The 17,966-nt window shown below is 62.5% G+C and carries 14 protein-coding genes; 1 reads left to right on the plus strand and 13 read right to left on the minus strand.

What is annotated here, in order from left to right:
* From VNN55_09435 to VNN55_09490, 12 genes are all read right to left on the minus strand, one after another.
* The coding region (locus VNN55_09435; GenBank protein ID HWO57775.1) for a hypothetical protein at positions 1–2,289 on the minus strand (2,289 nt) is incomplete at its 3' end.
* A 29-nt stretch (positions 2,290–2,318) separates the two neighbouring features.
* Positions 2,319–5,216 carry a TonB-dependent receptor gene (locus VNN55_09440; protein ID HWO57776.1) on the minus strand — a complete coding sequence of 966 codons (2,898 nt, stop codon included), beginning with the start codon at positions 5,214–5,216 and terminating at the stop codon, positions 2,319–2,321.
* A 357-nt stretch (positions 5,217–5,573) separates the two neighbouring features.
* A complete protein-coding gene (rsmA, locus tag VNN55_09445; GenBank protein ID HWO57777.1) occupies positions 5,574–6,443 on the minus strand; it encodes a 16S rRNA (adenine(1518)-N(6)/adenine(1519)-N(6))-dimethyltransferase RsmA in 870 nt (289 codons plus the stop codon).
* Complete coding sequence (locus VNN55_09450) at positions 6,430–7,224, minus strand: TatD family hydrolase (GenBank protein HWO57778.1); 795 nt, start codon at positions 7,222–7,224, stop codon at positions 6,430–6,432. Before VNN55_09450 ends, rsmA begins: the two co-directional genes overlap by 14 nt.
* 163 nt (positions 7,225–7,387) lie before the next feature.
* Complete coding sequence (gene metG, locus VNN55_09455; protein HWO57779.1) at positions 7,388–9,364, minus strand: methionine--tRNA ligase; 1,977 nt, start codon at positions 9,362–9,364, stop codon at positions 7,388–7,390.
* A gap of 149 nt (positions 9,365–9,513) precedes the next feature.
* Complete coding sequence (locus VNN55_09460; GenBank protein HWO57780.1) at positions 9,514–10,449, minus strand: stage 0 sporulation family protein; 936 nt, start codon at positions 10,447–10,449, stop codon at positions 9,514–9,516.
* A 69-nt stretch (positions 10,450–10,518) separates the two neighbouring features.
* A complete protein-coding gene (locus VNN55_09465) occupies positions 10,519–11,646 on the minus strand; it encodes a DNA polymerase III subunit delta' (protein HWO57781.1) in 1,128 nt (375 codons plus the stop codon).
* Between the two features lie 264 nt (positions 11,647–11,910).
* Positions 11,911–13,158: a transcription termination factor Rho gene (gene rho, locus VNN55_09470; protein HWO57782.1), complete on the minus strand. Its 1,248-nt coding sequence runs from the start codon at positions 13,156–13,158 to the stop codon at positions 11,911–11,913.
* Between the two features lie 138 nt (positions 13,159–13,296).
* Positions 13,297–13,620 carry a ribosome silencing factor gene (gene rsfS, locus VNN55_09475; protein ID HWO57783.1) on the minus strand — a complete coding sequence of 108 codons (324 nt, stop codon included), beginning with the start codon at positions 13,618–13,620 and terminating at the stop codon, positions 13,297–13,299.
* A 72-nt stretch (positions 13,621–13,692) separates the two neighbouring features.
* Complete coding sequence (locus VNN55_09480; protein HWO57784.1) at positions 13,693–14,205, minus strand: LytR C-terminal domain-containing protein; 513 nt, start codon at positions 14,203–14,205, stop codon at positions 13,693–13,695.
* Between the two features lie 52 nt (positions 14,206–14,257).
* Positions 14,258–14,788, minus strand: coding sequence for a hypothetical protein (locus VNN55_09485; GenBank protein ID HWO57785.1), 531 nt, complete (start codon positions 14,786–14,788; stop codon positions 14,258–14,260).
* A gap of 246 nt (positions 14,789–15,034) precedes the next feature.
* Positions 15,035–15,790 carry a metal-dependent hydrolase gene (locus VNN55_09490; GenBank protein HWO57786.1) on the minus strand — a complete coding sequence of 252 codons (756 nt, stop codon included), beginning with the start codon at positions 15,788–15,790 and terminating at the stop codon, positions 15,035–15,037.
* 193 nt (positions 15,791–15,983) lie between these two features.
* On the opposite strand from VNN55_09490, the gene VNN55_09495 reads away from it, so the two are divergent.
* Positions 15,984–17,123, plus strand: a complete 1,140-nt coding sequence (locus VNN55_09495; protein HWO57787.1) for a saccharopine dehydrogenase C-terminal domain-containing protein — start codon at positions 15,984–15,986, stop codon at positions 17,121–17,123.
* 116 nt (positions 17,124–17,239) lie between these two features.
* Here the strand turns inward: VNN55_09495 and VNN55_09500 are convergent, their stop codons facing one another.
* A complete protein-coding gene (locus tag VNN55_09500) occupies positions 17,240–17,959 on the minus strand; it encodes a sulfite exporter TauE/SafE family protein (GenBank protein ID HWO57788.1) in 720 nt (239 codons plus the stop codon).
* Positions 17,960–17,966: the final 7 nt, after the last annotated feature.

The raw sequence follows: 17,966 nt of genomic DNA on the forward strand, positions 1-17,966 counted from the left end.
GGTGCCGTAGCCGCCGTAGGCATAATTCGGATTGGCGCCGCGCACATAGCGATAGGCCTTCTGCGTTGCCGTCGGCGAAAACCGCAGTTCGACATTCACCAGTTGCATCGGGTCGCAGATGGAGGAACCAAAGAAGTAGCACCCCTCGTCCAGTCCGCCTCCGAAGTAGTAGCCGCCCCAATTGACGCCGGTAATCCACGCCGGTCCGCCCGACCATTCCACCGTCTTGACGCCCGGCGGCTGGCCTTCCACCTGCACCATGATGCCGTCCACCATCGGATCGGGACGAATGCCGTCGCTCAGAGTTTGGCCGCTCAACACGCGCGTGGCGGACGTGAGGTCATCGAGGTTCCATGTCTGATCCTCGTTGAACGTCACTTCGTATTGGTGGCCGGTGACCATTCCCGGCTCCAGCACCCGGACAGTGACTGCGCCGTCGCTGTTGCCAAGCACATGCAGCGCCGTGTCGGTCAAGGACAGCGCTACCGAATTGGGCACCACCGTGACCGGCTCGATGCGGCTTTCGAGCACTTCGGCCAGATGACCGATGACAGAGGAGCCGACAACATACTCCTGCAGATTCAGTTCATCGCAGGAGTAGGCGGTGACGGCATAGTAGTAAGGCCGGTGATTGATCAGTCCCTGGCCGGTCAGTTTGTCGGTCGACAGCGAGAGCCGGTTGGTCAGTCCGCCGTCGGTGCCGTTTTGCACCAACACGCGCTCGACCGCGCCGATTTCGGTGTTAAACAGGTCGTTGTAGATGCGGGTGATGCCGTTGTTCACATCGTAGGTGGCGATCTTCTTCCAGGGTCCGACGGCCGATTCGCCTTGATAGACGTTGTAGCCCTCCATCACAAACCGCTGCCCGAGCACATCCGACTCCTGCACATCCCCTTCGGCGCGAGCGTCCCAGATGAGGTCCACCTTGTTGGCATGCGGCTGCGCCCAGACCTGCGGCTGCGGCGGCGGGTAGGGAATGTTAAAGCCGAGCTCGAACACCGACTGCACCTGCTGGTCGACGGACTTCAGCGTCGTGATCGACGAGAGCGGATCGGCGCCCTGGCCGACCAACACCGCGACAACCACCCGCTGCGTATCGCCCGGTGCCATGGCAAACGGCCCCGAGGACATCATGAAGCGCCGGTCGCCCGCGTTCACATCGAGCCACCCCTCCCCCGCGACCGGGTCGCCCGAAACGCTGTAGAGGGTCGGCTCGCCGGTAACCGGGTTGATCACCGGGTCGCCCGACGCCTCCAGCCCCATCATGTAGTTGTAAGTCTCAAAGGCATTCTGCGGATCGCCAACGTTGTTCGAGTACATATTAAACGAGGTCATCGGCAAGTTGCGATAGCCATGCCGCCACTCGAATCCGAAGAGCGCCGAATCGCCCGGCGAGGGAACCACCGGCCCGTTCAGGAAGTCGAACCCGACCGCCGGCGCGGCATCACCGTACACCGGGTCGGGGCCTTCATTGTAGGCAAAGCCCAACGAGAGAGCCGTGTCGCAGCCGACGAAGTCATCGCTGGCTTCGCCGACGTCGGGATCGCACCAGATCGACACATAGGCGTCATCCAATTGGTTCTCGCCTTTATTGATGACTTCAAACGTCAGATAGATTGTGTTGCCCAGCGCGCCGCCGCGTCCATAGGCAAACACATACTGGCGCACCTCCACACCCAACGGCAATGTTGAACCGGCGTTGTTGGTGTGGGCGGCGGGATTGGCATCGTTGTAGACGGAAAAGAGCGCCTGATCGCCGAAGATCACGGGGATCCGGTAGCCATCGGCATCGAGCGAGTCCTCGCCGTTGGACGCCTTCAACACCGGCGCGCCGTCTTCATACGGCCAATTGGCATAGTCCGGATTGGTCGCCGCGTTGTCGCCCCGGTTGACCTTGTACACGCGGAAGCGCGACTCATCGGGAGTGTAGGTACCGTTGCTCATCGTGCCAGGGCTGTACTCCGAAGAGTATTCCGCGATCGCCGTGCGCGGCGCGCCGTTGACGCGCGCGCCCAACCACAGCCCGGAGGCAAAGACCACCGAGCGGTCTGTCCCGCGGGGGAAGTAGAGTCCGTCGTTCTTGCCAAAGAGCCCCGATGGATCGAAGGCGAACGAGCCGATGTTGGAGACCACCATCTGCAGGTTGTTCACCCCGATGTACGAACGCACATCGGTGGCGGCCATCTCCGGACGCACGGTCGCGCCTTTGGTCCATTGGCCGGCCCACGCGGTCGCGGTGACGCTCAGCAGCCCCGCGGCCAGGGCCAGAATGATCAGTTTCTTCCTCATCATGCACACCCCCCGTTGGGGTCGAGACATCAGAATGACACCTTCAGTCCGGCGCGGACTTGGCGCGGGACATCGTAGTTATTGGGGTCGTTCTCACGGAGCCGGTATTTCTGCTCCCCGGTCAGGCCGGAACTGTCGTGCGCTTCATCGTAGGCGTCGCGGAAGGCCTGCCCCTCGGCGGTCTCCAGCCAGCCGGTCGAATTGGCCCGGCCGGTGGATTGGAACACGCCGATGATGTTTTCGGTGTTGAACAGGTTGATGATCCACAGCGAGAATTCCATCCGCGTGCCGGCCACCCAGAACGACTTGGTCGCCTTCAGATCGGTCTGCATCCGCCAATCCGAATAACGGGAGTTGACCGCCCCCTCCAGCGGGCCGCGAGTGCTGGCCAGCGTGACTTCATTCCAGACTGCGGTCGGCGTGTACGGGAACCCCGAGCTGGCCTGGAAGGTCACATTTAATCCGGAGTTGGCAAAGGGATGCCAGTCGCCCATCGCCGGCCCCTCATCCGCCCCGAACTGCAGATCTAAGATGCCGACGAATTTGTGGCGTTGGTCGTGATCCAGCGGGCTGGGTGTCAGTGGCGCTTCGCCCGCCATCCAGGCAATGTTGCTCTGCGAGTTGGCGTCCGAACCGGTCCCGGTTGCCGACGAGAGCGCATAGGAAGCCTGCAGCCCGACATTGCGCTTGCGGTGCATGTCAAACCGCAGCTCCACGCCCTTGATGGTGCCGTAGTCGGCGTTGCGGTAGGTCGAGAACGAAAACGGCGTCGCCGGCTGGTTGACCACTTGCGTGAGGTCCTTCACATCCTTGTAATAGGCGGTCACGTCAAACGACGTGCTGGGCCCCAACTGGCGGGTCCAGCCAACTTCGTAGGCGATGGTGCGCTCGGGGCGCAGGTTCGGGTTGCCGAACGGGAAAAAGTAGCCGCCGTTTTTGATCTTGTACTCGAGGAAGTCGTAGGACACGTACAGATTCTGTAAATCGGGGCGTTGCATGAAGCGGCCATAGGCGGCATGGAACACCGACCCGTCGGTCACCGGGAACGCCAGGCCCAGCCGCGGCGAGAGCGCGGTCTCGGGGCGGCTGTCCTCCAAATCGTTGTCGTCGAGTTCCTGCGCAAGCTGCTTCTGCTCGGGGGTCGCGGCGGGATTGTCGCCGTAGCCGTCCGGGTCCAGCGGGTTCTCTTCGCTGCGCAGGCGCTTGGTGTTGACGTCGAAGTAGTCAAGGCGCAACCCGGCATTGATCACCAAGCCTTTCAACTCGAACTTGTCCTGCAGATAGGCCGCCATCGTGATCGGATGCTTGGCGCCCTGCAGTCCGCCGTTTTCCTCAGCCTGCCCGGTTTCGTCGTAGCCGTAACGGTCGACATCGACGAAGCCGCCGTTGTCCTCCATCCACACACGCGTCGGCCACAGGTGCTGGTAGCGACGCAGCGTGTGGCGCTCGAATTCCACGCCAGACTTCAGTTCGTGATATTGCGTCACCTGACTCGTGACGTCGAATTTGGCGCCGACGTACGACGAGCGACGATGTAGATAGTTGTTCCAGACCGCCGCCTCATCGCCACGGACGGTGTAGGTCCGGCCATTGATGACCGTGTCCTCGGTCGGAGTCGCGCCGTTGATGTCATCCCAGGAATAAAACAGATCGGTCTCGTCGTACGACGAGGACACACCGGGACGGCCGTAGGCCCAGATGTTGTCGAAGTAGACGCCATCACCGCGCTCGCGCTCGGTCATGAAGTAGTTGCCCGAGAGCGTGTAGAAGGTCTTGGGCGAGAGGACGCGCTCGAATGTGGCGTAAAAGGACAGATTCTTGTCTTCCAGACGCGGGGCATGCTCAGGGTTGAACCGCCAGGCATTGAGGAAGACATCCCAACGGTCGATCGAGGTCAATCCACCCAGGCGCAGCTCGCTGGTCGATGACAGCCGCCAGTTGGTCTTTCCGCGGAACGTCCAGCCCGCTTCGTGATCGTCGGGGACATCGCCACCGACCGTCGACGGGGTGCGATCGCCGCGGTAGCGCCGCTCCGCGGACACGATGAACTTGATGTCGTCGCTGATGCCCGACAGCGGCCCGGCGAGACTGCCGTTGTATACATTATAGTCGTAATTGGCGCCGTGGAAGTTGTCGGTCACCGCTTCGAAAGTCCCGCTGAGTCGATCGGTCCCGCCCTTGGTCGTCACATTGACCGCTCCCGAGGCAATCCAGCCGTATTCGGCGTTGAAACCGCCGGTCACCACCGAGACCTCTTCAAGATCGTTGTTGTTGATCTGCGTCGTGGAGACGCCGGTCAACGGATCCTGTTGCGAGAACCCGTCGACGAAGTACGCCACCTCCGACGTGCGGCCGCCGCGGACGTTGAGCAGATTGCCCGTGCGCACCACCACACCCGGCTGCAGCGCCACGATGTCGCGATAGCCGCGGGTCGGCAGCGATTGGATCTGCTCCGACTCGACGATGCGCAGCGACGCGGTGCGGTCGCGAATGACCACCGGACGCTCCGCGATCACCACGACCGTGCCCATCTCCACCGGCTTCGACGAAAGCGTGATGTCGCTCTGGGTGTCCAGATCCACCGACACTTTCAAATCCTGCACTTCGATTGCCTGGAAGAGCAAAAGCTCCGTCTCGGCCGGGCTCCCTTCCTCGCCCAACATCGAGGCCACGAGGGTGTGCCTGCCCACCGGCACATTCAGGATCGTGTATCGTCCCTCCGCGTCGGTCACCGCCGAGAGCGGTGTGCCCGCCACGCGCACCACGGCGCCGGCGATCGGTTGACCGGTTGCGTCGTCGGTCACCACGCCGGAGATCTTGCCGGTCGTGCCGCCGAGCGCGAGCGGTCCAAGGGTCAGGACACAGGCGACCACCGCCAGCAAACCGGCGAAGTAAGGTCGCAAGCCATGTAGAAGGCCGAAAACCATGGCGCTTCTCCTTGTTGAGCGTTGAATGTACCGTGGAACCCCTGCATGCGCCCGGCGCGGATCGCAATCTCCCACTCCGCTCCCGGGAGGCACGTCCCGACTTTCGGCGCGACCGTTCACTGCGACGGCATCACTTGCCGCCTGCGGCTGCCACGGGCCCGTTATGGACTATGTCGGAGAGATTGACGGATTCTGAAGACGTCGTATGGCACCGGCGGAGAAGTGGAGTGAAATTCCCGCCACGGGCGCCGCGACGGCCCGGATGACGCGGCGAAAGGGTTCAAGCCGGAGGAAGAAAAGTCCGATAGTATGGGATGGGGCAGACGGCGCTGTGCAAACACTGCGCAACGGCCCCCATCAGGGCCTGGGCATTGCGCCCAGATCGAGGAGTCTGGCCAGGCGGGCGAAGTCATCCGCGCTTAACTGCTCCGCGCGCATCGAAAGCAACTCTGCGCACTCCGACTTCAGCAGGTCCCACTTCGCCTGTGAAATCTCCGGAATCTGCCGCAGGTTGTTGGCCAGCGTCTTGCGTTTTTGCGCGAACGCTTTTTGCACGATGTACTCGACGCCCGGGATCTCGCGCAGGCCCGGCGTGGTCGGCACAAACTCCACCCACATGACGGTCGACGTCACCCGCGGCGGCGGATGAAAAGCCCGAGGCGGAATGTCGAAGAGCGCCTGCCCGCGGGCGTGCGACTGAAACCAGACCGATGCCGCCGAACGGTCCGAATCCCCCGGTTTGGCCAACAGGCGGCGGACCACTTCCCGTTGGAGCGTCAGCACCGCGCCGGGGAACCGCTCGCCGCGCGCGATCGCCCAGGCCAGAATCGCGTGGCCGATGCCAAAGGGCAGATTGCCGATCAGCCAACAGCGTGTCGGCGGTTCGGCATCCGGCGGCAGATCGAGCACATCGGCAAAGATCACGCGCACCTTGCCGCCCGACGGGTATTTCTTCTTCAACATCCCCACCATGCGGCTGTCTTTCTCCACCACCCAGACCCGCTCGCGGCCGTCGACCAGATCGACCAGCCGCTCCGTGATGAAGCCCTTGCCCGGCCCGATTTCGTAAATGAGATCGTGGCGCTGGATCGGCAGCGCCACCGCGATGCGCTCGGCGATCGCCGGGTCGATAAGGAAATTCTGCGAAAGCGACTTGTGCGCGCGCAATTTCGGCTTGCCCGACCCGGCGCGCGGACGACGCGGATTCTTCGACTCATACTTGGCCATGGGTGATCCTCGGCGCCGGCGGAAGCTGGAAGAGTCGTTGCGCGTTTTCGTCGGTGATGCGGGACATCTGCTCGCGCGACATGCCGCGCAACTCCGACAGTTTCGCGGCCACCAGCGGAATGTGCGAAGGATCGTTGCGCTTGCCGCGATGCGGGTGCGGCGTCAGGAAGGGGCAATCGGTCTCCAGCAGGATGCGGTCCAGACGCGCCGCCCGCCCGACCTCGGCCATGGTCGCATTCTTGTAGGTCAGGATCCCATTGACCGAGATGTGAAAACCCATCTCGATCGTCCGCTGCGCCTCGGCGACCGTGCCGGAAAAGCAGTGGAAGACTCCGCCCACCAGATAGGCGTCCTCGCGCACGATCAGATCGAAAATATCGCCGAAGGCGTCGCGGTTGTGGATGACAATTGGCAGTTTCAGCGACTTGGCCACCGCGATCTGCTCGACAAACGCGCGCATCTGGTCCTCGCGCGGCGAATGATTGCGAAAGTAATCGAGGCCAATTTCGCCGATGGCGACCACCTTCGGGTGACGCGCCAGTTCCTGCAGACGCGCCGCCGAGCGGTCGCCCTGCCAGGTGCGCGCATCATGCGGATGGACGCCCAGCACCGCGTACATGCGCGGATAGGTGTCCGCCAGCCTCAGCACCCGCTCACAGGAGTCAAAGTCCGTGGCGATATTGATGATCGTGTGCACGCCGGCCTCGTGCGCACGGCGCACAACCTCATCGCGATCGGCATCGAAGGCCTTGAAATCCAGATGGGCGTGGGTGTCAATCATGGAGGGTCGATTGGTGGTCTGGAGCGCGCCGCGGACCTGCCTCACGTCCGTGGAGCTCAATTCCGGGGGCGGGTTCTGAGACCCGCCTCCTCACCCATTATACACGAGCAAGGAGCAGGCTCGGCACAGCCTCGCCCTCCCGTTCGTCATGATGCGGAGGCAACTATCCAATCGAACTGCCCGACGCGATCGGACCGTCGGTGGTCAGGAGACGGAGTGTGCCGCCGTCGGAGGCCGCCAGGAGCATCCCCTGCGATTCGATGCCACGGATCTTGGTCGGCTGGAGATTGGCGACAATGATAATTGTCCGGCCCACCAGGTCCTCCGGTTTGTAGTGCAACGCGATGCCCGCCACGATCTGCCGCCGCTGGTCGCCGAGCGCCAGCTGCAACTTGAGCAGTTTGTCCGCCCCTTCCACCTTCTCTGCGGCGATGATCTCGGCAGTGCGCAATTGCGTCTGCCGGAACTGGTCGATGGTGATGACATTCTCAGCAACAGTGGCATTATCGGTCACGGGTTTCTTCTCCGTTTTGGCGTCCACCTTCTCAAGACGCGGGAATATCGGGGCATCGAGATGGAACGGGCCCGGGCACAACGTCCGAGCCGGAGTGTTGAATTTCTCTGATCTGAGGCCGGACATCGTCAGCTCACGGTCCGGATCAGTGAATCCCAACGCACGGAGGATCTGCAACGATTTGCCCGGAATGATTGGATTCAGCATGATCGCGGCGCGGCGTATCGCCTCCGCCGAGCGAGTCAGCACCGTTTTCAGTCGCTCGGTATCGCCGGCTTTGGCCAATGCCCACGGCTTGGTTACATCGAAGTATCGATTCGCCTCATGAACGATCCGCTTGGCGGCAGCAATGCCTCGGTTCGGATCGACTTCAATCGATCCATCGGCGGGATCGTCGAGCAGACAATCAAGAAACTCGGTGATCGCCGCATCGATCTGGGTCTCCAGGAACGCATCGGCCTGATCCTCACGGCCAATCCCCGGCGCCTTTCCCCCGAAGTGCTTCTCGATCATTGCGACCGTTCGCGACACCAAGTTTCCCAAGTCATTCGCCAGGTCGGCGTTGAACTGCTGGGTGAACAAGTCCGCCTTGAGATCCCCATCCTGTCCGAACTGGAATTGCGTGAGCAACAGGTACCGCGCCCCGTCGGGGCCGAACTGATCCACCATCGCGTGCGGATCGAGCGTGTTGCGCAGGGTCTTGCTCATCTTCTGGCCGTTGACGGTAAAGTAGCCGTGGATAAACAGCGTCTCCGGCGGCTTCTCGCCGATCGCCAGAAGCATCGCCGGCCAGTAGACGGCGTGGAACTTGAGGATGTCCTTGGCCATCAGATGCAGGACATGAGCACCCTTCCACCAGTGGGCGAATTCCTTCTCGTTGTCGCCATACCCGATGGCGGTGATGTAATTGGGCAGCGCGTCGACCCAGACATAGGCGTTCTGCGCCGGGTCCCACGGGATCGGGATGCCCCAATCGACCTTTTCGCGCGAGATCGAAAAATCCTCAAGCACATCCTGTTTGAGCAGGCCCAGGACCTCATTTTTGCGCTCGGCGGGGAGGATGCGCACCTGGTCGGACTCGATCAGGCGCCGCACGTCATCCAGATAGGCGGTCAACCGAAAGAAGTAGTTTCTCTCCTTCAATTCCTGCGGCTTGGTGAGGTGGATCGGGCAGAGCCCATCGACCAGTTCCTTTTCGGTGATGAACTTCTCGCACCCGAGGCAGTAGAGCCCGGCGTACTCGCCCTCATAGACAACCGGCCGGCCATCCTTTGAGACGGTGCGGAGCTTCTCGAGCATCTTGCCCACACCCCGCTCGTGGCGGGCGTCGGTGGTGCGAATAAAGCTGTCGTAGCGGATGTCGAGCCGTCTCCACGCTTCCCGAAACAACGCGGCGTGCTTGTCGCACCACTCCCGCGGTGTCATGCCCGCCGCGCGCGCCGCCTCGGCAACCTTGGCGCCATGTTCGTCGGTGCCGGTGAGGAAGTATGCCTCGCGTCCCAGCAAGCGGTACGCGCGCGCCAGATAGTCGGCGACAATCGTCGTGTACGCATGCCCGACATGCGGCCGGTCGTTCACGTAGTAGATCGGGGTCGTGATGTAGATGGGACGAAGTTCACTTTCCATGCGCTTTAAGATACCACTTTTCCGGCGCCAGCAACACGGCCCGACTCGTTCTCTTCGCTCAGGGAAGGCAGTCGCCGTCGCCTCCCGAAATCACCCTTGTGGGAGGGCGAGGATCCCGCCGAGCCGTCTGCGATCGGGGCAATTCGCCCCTATTCATACCACGAAGTCTTCTTGCGTTCCTTGCGCTGGATCTCTTCGAGCGGAACTTTGGTCGTACGGCCGTCCGGCAGTCGCACCGTGACCTGCTCGCGCAGGATGTGGATCGACTCGATCGTCCCCTGCCCGTCCTCGGTCTCCCATGGCATCCCGATGTTGGGGAACAGACGGGTGGCTTCCTTGTAGTAGCCGCTTTCGTAACGCAGACAGCAGAGCAGGCGTCCGCAGTTGCCGGAGATCTTGGCCGGATTGAGCGACAGACTCTGGTCGCGGGCCATCTGCGTCGTGATCGGCTCGAATTCCTTGAGGAAGAGCGTGCAGCATTGCTCGTAGCCGCAGATGCCGACCCCGCCGGTGCGACGTGCCTCGTCGCGCGCGCCGATCTGACGCAGTTCGATGCGGGTCTTGAACACTCCGGCCAGGTCCTTGACCAGCGCGCGAAAGTCGACCCGCTTGTCGGCGGTGAAATAGAAGGTCATCTTGTTGCGGTCAAACTGCCACTCGGCGTCGACCACCTTCATCTCCAGCCGGCGCTCCTCGACCATACGACGGCAGGTCTGGCGCGCCTCCCATTCGCTGGCGCGATTGTCGGCGTTGTGGGCGATATCGGCGGCCGTGGCCGCGCGGATGATGGGCAGCGGCTTGACCTTAAGGTCCTTGGCACGCTCGGGCGAGAACTTGAGGATCGCCTTGCCGAAATCCTCGCCGCGTTCGACCTGGACGATCACCGCGTCGCCGATGGCAATCGGCAGATTATACGGATCGCGGTAATACTCCTTGCGCGCCCCCTTGAACTCAACGAGGTAAACCGGCGCCGGCCCGGATGGAACCGGTGCCGTCGGTTCGACAGAGGGCTCCGGCGATTCCGAGTCGGACGATTCCGGATCGGGCTCAATCGGTGTATCTTTATGTAATTCTTCGTCTTCCACCAATGGCTCCAATCCGGCCGCGCTCGCTTGTAGCTACAACCTGCATGTGAATAACCTGCCCGAAACTGGTCAAGTCAAGGGGTGGATCGGTCTCGAAAGTCTGAGTCGTCTGCGCATCGCCAGAAACGTTCCCGCGACCGCCAGTCGATCGATCACGTTCACGTATAGTGAAGCGCGTCCGGTCTGCAGGATCCGCCAGCACGCCCAGGCGGATTCCAGATCGGCGAGCGGCGCGCCGGAGGGTTGGCCTCCCGCGGCCACCGCGCGGCAATCGCGCCAGAGACACCACGCCCAGACATCGTACGCCTGCATCATGAGATCGAAACCCGCGCCTTTCTTGCTCTGACGGAATGTCGGATCGATCTGCGCCAGCAGTTGGTGCGGAGGGAACCGGAAGGCGCCATCCCAGAACTCGATCATCAGCCGCCGCCACTTCTGGTTGTCCTCGTCGGCCAGACGCAGCGCATTCCCCCAGCCGCCGCCGGAGAGACGGCTGATGATCTCCGCGTCAGCGGGCTCAACGCCATGCTCCGCCGTCAGACGCTCGGCAATGACTTCGGGAGCCACGGGAACAAAACGCACCGTCTGGCACCGGGAATGGATCGTCGGCAAAAGCCGCTCGGGAGCGGCGCTGGTCAAAATGAAATGCGCCCCGGGCGGAGGTTCTTCGATGGTCTTAAGCAGGACCGACTGGCAGTCATCGTTGGCGGTCTGCTCCGCCGAGTGAATAATGACGACCTTGGCGCCGCCTTCCACCGCGGTCTTGTTCAATTCCCCGATCAGTTCGCGAATGTCTGCCAGCTTGAGCGTCGGCTTCCTCTCAGACTTGACCACACCGAACGGATCTGCGCGCTTCGCCTCCATAAACTTTTCGATGAATTCAGCCGCGGCGCTCGACTTTACACGGTCGGATTCGTCACTTTCGCTGTCCTTCTCCCGTGGCTTGCCCGGCACCGGGAGCAGAATGTGGAGATCGGGGTGAGCGAGTCCAGTCACCCGCGCGCAGTCGCGGCAACTCCCGCACGGCTCCCCGTCGTTGGATGCACGGCAGAGGAGCGCGCGCGCCACCCACAGCGCCGCCGCCCATTTGCCGACGCCTTCCGGACCGGCAAACAACAGCGACCGCGACAACCGTCCGGCAGACACCGCCTGCCGTAAGGTCCGCTCCGCCGCAGATTGGTGCCAGAATGAAGTCACCTCAGCGTCCCCTCACCCGTCCAGTCTTCGACTGGACGACCTCTCCCTGAGGCAGAGGTGAACTACTATTGGAAACTCTGGCCAATAGATTCTCGATATCACGCATACGCGATAACATTCGCCTCTCCCTCAGGCAGAGGCAGGTCGCCGGATGCGGCCGGTGAGGGAGCCTTTACCCTCGTCATCCCCGCGGCTCCCAGCGGGGACCCAGACCTGCCGCGCCTGGGTTCCCCCGCTCCCGGGACGGACGGATCAAGATCACGACTACCGCTTCATCGAGTCGAGGAACCGCTCGTTGTTCTTCGTCTTCGACATGCGGTCAATCAGGAATTCCATCGCTTCCACCGGATTCATATCCGAGAGGAACTTGCGCAGGATCCAGACCTTGTTGAGCGTGTCCTCATCCAACAGCAGCTCTTCTTTCCGGGTCGAGGAACGATTCAGATCGATGGCCGGAAAGATGCGGCGGTTGGCCAGCCGGCGGTCGAGCACCAATTCCATGTTGCCGGTGCCTTTGAACTCCTCGAAGATGACCTCGTCCATGCGCGAGCCGGTCTCGATCAACGCGGTCGCCACGATCGTCAGCGAGCCCCCCTCTTCCACGTTGCGCGCGGCGCCGAAGAACCGCTTCGGCCGCTGCAGCGCGTTGGCGTCGACACCGCCCGAGAGAATCTTGCCCGAATGCGGCACGACCGCGTTGTGGGCGCGCGCCAGACGCGTGATCGAATCAAGCAGGATCACGACATCGTGCTTGTGCTCCACCAGCCGCTTGGCCTTTTCGATCACCATGTCGGCCACCTGTACATGGCGCTCCTGCGGCTCATCGAAGGTCGAGGAGATGACCTCGCCCTTGACCGAGCGCTTCATGTCGGTGACTTCCTCGGGGCGCTCGTCGATCAGGAGCACCATCAACTTGACGTCGGGATGATTGGCGGTGATCGAGTTGGCGATCTTCTGCAGGATGATCGTCTTGCCCGCCTTCGGCGGCGAGGTGATGAGGCCGCGCTGCCCGCGTCCGATCGGCGTCAACAGGTCGATGATCCGCGTCGACATGTCCTTCGGATCGGTCTCCAGATTGAACTTGGTCTGCGGGTAGAGCGGCGTGAGGTTGTCGAAGAGAATCTTGTGCTTGGCGACATCGGGATTCTCGAAGTTGACCGCCTCGATCTTCAACAGCGCAAAGTAGCGCTCGGTCTCCTTCGGGGGGCGCACCTGGCCGGAGATCGTGTCGCCGGTGCGCAAATCGAAGCGCTTGATCTGCGACGGCGAGACATAGATGTCATCGGGACCGGGCAGATAGTTGTAGTCAGGCGACCGGAGGAATCCATACCCCTCCTCGAGGATCTCGAGGACGCCCTCCGCAAAGATGAGCCCGTCCTTCTCGGTGTTGGCTTCGAGGATCTTGAAGATCAGTTCCTGCTTGCGCAGGCCGGACACGCCGGGGATGTCGAGTTTTTCGGCGATCTCGAGCAGCTCGGCGATCGTTTTCGCTTTCAGTTCCAGAATATCCAAGGAAGACCACCTCCATGGTCTTGCGACCCGGATGTGCGCCGGGTCAGTTCACAATGAATTGTTGTCAGTGGACGGAGAGCCCGTTGCGGGCCGGATGAGAGGATTTCGGTGGCCGGAACGCGGCGCCGTGCCGTGCGCTCAATCGGGCAGGTCGCGGGAGGGGGCATCCCCCCAGAGCTTCTCCAGTCCGTAGAACTCGCGGGTTTTCGGCAGGAAGATGTGCACGACCACATCGACGTAATCGACGAGGACCCAGCCCGTGCCACGGTACCCCTCCGTGTGCCACGGCTCGATCTCCTTTTCTTTCAGCTTGTCAGAGATGTGGTCGGCCACGGCTCGTGCCTGGACTTCGGCATCGACCGAACAGATGACGAAGAAGTCCGCGACCGAAGAACGCTTGCGCAAGTCCAGGATGCGCACGGAGTATGCCTTCTTCTCGCGGGCCAGTTCGCCCGCGCGCAAGGCCAGCCGCGCTGGTGTTATGGTGTGGTCCTCCTTTGGGTCGTGAGGGTGGGACGAATCATGGATACCCGGTCAGGGTTTGGCTGGCGCGCCCGCCGCCGACAACAGGGCCGCATCGGCCACATTGGCGCCGAGCACGATCGTCAGATCGACTCCCAAGTCGTTGGTCCTTGCCGTGCCGTCCGACACATCGGCCTCGCCCAGTCCCCAGTGCTCGAGGATGCGCGCGACCGCCTCCGGGTCCAGGCGCCGGTTGATCACGAAGGTCCGTTTGATGTCGGCGCGGTCAAAGTTGCCGACATCGACGGCGTCAAAGCGCATCTTCCCCACCGCCAAGGCGGCCATGTGGTCGGCCACCTTGCGCGCCATCCCGGCCTGGCCGGAGCCGTTGAGGATCTGGATGCGGACTATCTCCGGCGCCTCGCGCACTTCGGGACGCGAGTACGACAGGCGTGTGGAGAAGGAAAACACAAACAGGCAGACGATTGCCGCCGCCGCCAGAATGGCTACGTCGACCAGCCGCGCCTTCCAGCGCGGAGGAGAGGCCGCGTGTGACCCGCGGCGCGAGCGTAACGATGTTCTCATAAGGGTGTCAAATGCTACGGACTGTCAATGGCGGGGATGTCAGGACGGGCGATCACCACGGATCGAACAGACTGTTGCGGTACGGTGTCCATCCACCATACCCCCAGCGGCTGTACGGAACCGTGCCCGACGGGTACTGACGGAAATCCACCATGAACAGAAAGTTGTCGGATGGACGGTACTCCAAGCCGGCGCTGGGAATGAAAAACCCATCGTCGACAGCCAGCCCACCCGCGTTTGCCCCCCGCGACCCAAACGGCTGATGCAGATACCCCAGCCCCACCCGCAGGGTCAATGGCTTGAACAACTGATACTCGATGTTATTCGTATACAGCCCGACCGAACCGGAACCGGCCGACCCGGACATGTAGCTGATCGAATACGACTGCCGCATCCGGAACCGCGATGGATCCAAAAGCCCCCAGCCCATCCCCGCCGGCGGATTGACCAGATCGGCGGCGCGCGGCGCGCCGCTAAACGATGTCGACGAAGGCGCCTCGGCCGACGGCGTCACCGGCGCTTGCGCCTGAACTGTGGTGAATGCCAGTGTGCAGAACAATATGGCCAGTGCCAAACGCTTCATGCTATAGACCCATACCGCCCGGTTACGTTGATCCGTGGAAATCTGAGATGAAACGCCCCGTCCCACTATCATCATCATATGCAAGCCCCCGTCTGTCAAGAGCATTCAGGACCGCCCCCATCTCCCGAGGTCGACGGATTGACGATTCCTATAACTATACCCGTTGCGACCGCAGTTGTTCCTTCGCTAACATATTACTTATCAATGCGTTAAAAGTTCCGGCGCAGAGAACGCGGAAATCGACGCTCAGCGAGCCGGCAACTTGACCAACTCACGCCCGGGGATCGGTGGAAATCCATGGCCGCGCGTGTAACCTTCTAATACATCACCAGTTACGACATTGACCACCGTCCAGTCGGCGTCACCACGCCCATCCCGGACAAGCCAAAGCCATGGGGTGTAATAAGTTGGGCGTGTGCGGATGTCAGCGATCACGGCCGTAGCTGGGTTTTCCATCGCCAGCCTGGTCGCGCGCACCTTGCCGGCGCCACGCGCCACGAACATCGCCAAAAAGATCGCCAGCCCCAGTTTGGCAGTGGTTGCCGAACTCAACCGCATCTTGCGATAAAGCAGCCAGAGGGCGAGCCACCCGGCGAAGATGTAAACATCGAACAAGGGCATGATCCCCCACGCCCAGTTCTCCTCGGAAAACGGCCAGAGTAGATACCAGCGATAAGCCATGAAAACATCCAGCAACAGATGTGAACCCACCACCACGAAGAACACCGCCCACATCTTCATCGGCCCGGCGACCTCACCAGTGGCGTTTCGCCCCCAGCGGCGCGCCGCCCACGCCCAACCCAGCGCTAAAACCGGCCAGACATAGAGCGAGTGCGTGACTCCGCGATGGATGTCACCGAACCAGCGCGTCCCCCATTCCAGCCAGTCGGGGCTGACTGAGGCCGCCGCCCACCACCAGCCGGCGCGCCGTGGACGATCCTTCTCCTTGACCAGAAGTTGACCGAGGAAGAACCCGGTGGTGGTGTGGCTGATCCATTCCATGACGCTGTATACGTCCCAACACTCTTTCTATCGAAATGGCACCCGAAAAAAATCGACCGTTTTCTGCGATCATCGGCCCGCCGCGCGGGCGTCAAAGAGCTGTGTGACCCCCGCGCATCACGCCACAACGGCTGGAATCCCCGTCCCATCGGGCTTACCTTCGGTCTTCCCCCATGACGACAGGAGCACACCGATGAAACTCGTGATTCTGGGTGCCGGCCTGATGGCCCGCGGCGCCGCCTTCGATTTCCTGAAAAACGATCAAGTGACGGCGTTGACGGTCGCCGATTCCTCCGACGATGCCCTGCGCGCCTTCCGCGCCCGGTTTCCCGATCCGCGTGTTGCGACCACCCGGTTTGACGCTCAGGACAGCGCCGCGGTGCGCAGATTGTTGCAGGACGCCGACGGAGTCTTCTGTGCTGTCCATTACGGCTTCAACATCGAATTCGCCAGGGCCGCCATCGCCACCAAGACCCACATGGTTGATCTGGGCGGCAACAACGATATCGTGGCCGCGGAACTGGCCATGACCAGGGAGGCGGAGGCCGCCGGGATTACCATCATCCCCGATTGCGGATTGGCGCCGGGAATGGTCTCGATCTTCACCGCCTGGGGGCTGAACAAGTTTCCCTGGGCCGACACGGTGAAAATCCGTGTCGGCGGGCTGCCCGCCGAGCCGAAGTATCCCTTTGAATACGAGCGCCTCTTCTCGGTCGAAGGACTCATCAACGAGTATGTCGAGCCGCCGGTCGCGCTACGCGATGGACGGATCGTGGTCGGCGAACCGTTGGGTGACGTCGAGGACGTCATCTTCGACCGTCCGCTGGGACAATTGGAGGCCTTCAACACCTCCGGCGGCACCTCCACCCTGCCGACCACTTACGCCAAGCGCGTGAAGAACCTCGACTACAAGACCTTGCGCTATCCCGGCCACGCCAAGGCGATGCAGTGGCTTTTGCATCTGGGCTTGTTCTCTTCGGAACCGGTCGTAATCGACGGCCATCCGGTCATCCCACGCCGGCTGACCGCCAATCGCATCCTGGCAAAGGTGCCGCTGGGCATGAACGACCTGACCGTGGTGCGCGTGCAGTTCGAGGGAGTCGAAAACGGCCAGCGGCGACTTCATCAGGTGGACATCATCGACCGCTATGACGCAACCAACAATCTTACTTCGATGATGCGCACCACCGCCTTCCCCGCCGCCATCATCCTGCAGATGGCCTGTGATGGGCGCATCGCCAAACGCGGCGTCCTGCCGCAGGAGATCGCGGTCGATCCGGATGTCTTCATTCCGGAGTTGATGAAGCGCGGCATACCGGTCAAGGGTGTGTGATCCCACGGGACGCGGCACAGACGCGACAGACCTGATGGACAGTCGGGGGGCGAGGCGCCGGCACTCATTGTCGCCGATGTGATCCCTCCGCGCGCCGTGGCCCGCGGATAATCTGATCACTTTGGATGACAGCAGCTGTCGACCGCCTGCGTCGCCGCGTGCACCTTCGGACTGATGTAGGGAATCCCCAGCGACAGGCCGCGGAGCAGAAGCAGAAGTCCGAGCGCCGCGGCCCCCACCGGCAGAATGCGCACCAGCCGCCGGCGCAAGTTCGGAGCCAAAAACGGCCCGAACAGCGACGTCGCCAGAATCGACGGCACCGTGCCCAGACCGAAAGCCCCCATGTAGGCCGCCGCCTGCCAGGGCGAGCCGCTGACCGCCGATGCGCCCAGCGCCATGTAGAGGAATCCGCACGGCAAGAAACCGTTGAGCAGGCCGATCGACAGCATCGCAGTCAGCGAGCCATGGGCAAAGAGCCGCCGCCACAGGCCGCCGAGCCGCGTCACGAACCCGCCGGTCGCCGTCTCCGGCAGAATCGCGCGCACCCACCGGCGCGGCACCAACACGGCCACGAGAATCCCCGCACCGGCCACAATCGATACCGCCTGCTGCCAACCGGCCAGCGCCATCGCCCGGCCGATCGTCCCCACCGCCGCGCCCAGAAGCATGTAGGTGGTGACCCGCCCGGCGTTGTAGACCAGCCGGCCAATCAGCACCCGCCCGCGTGAGCCGCCCCCCGCGGGCAACGCGAGCGCAATTGGCCCGCACATGCCGATGCAGTGCAGACTGCCGAGGACACCGACCAGGAAGGCGGCGCTCATCCACTCAATGCTCATCGTTCAC

It is taken from the genome of bacterium (assembly GCA_035559435.1).
Classification (GTDB): domain Bacteria; phylum Zixibacteria; class MSB-5A5; order WJJR01; family WJJR01; genus JACQFV01.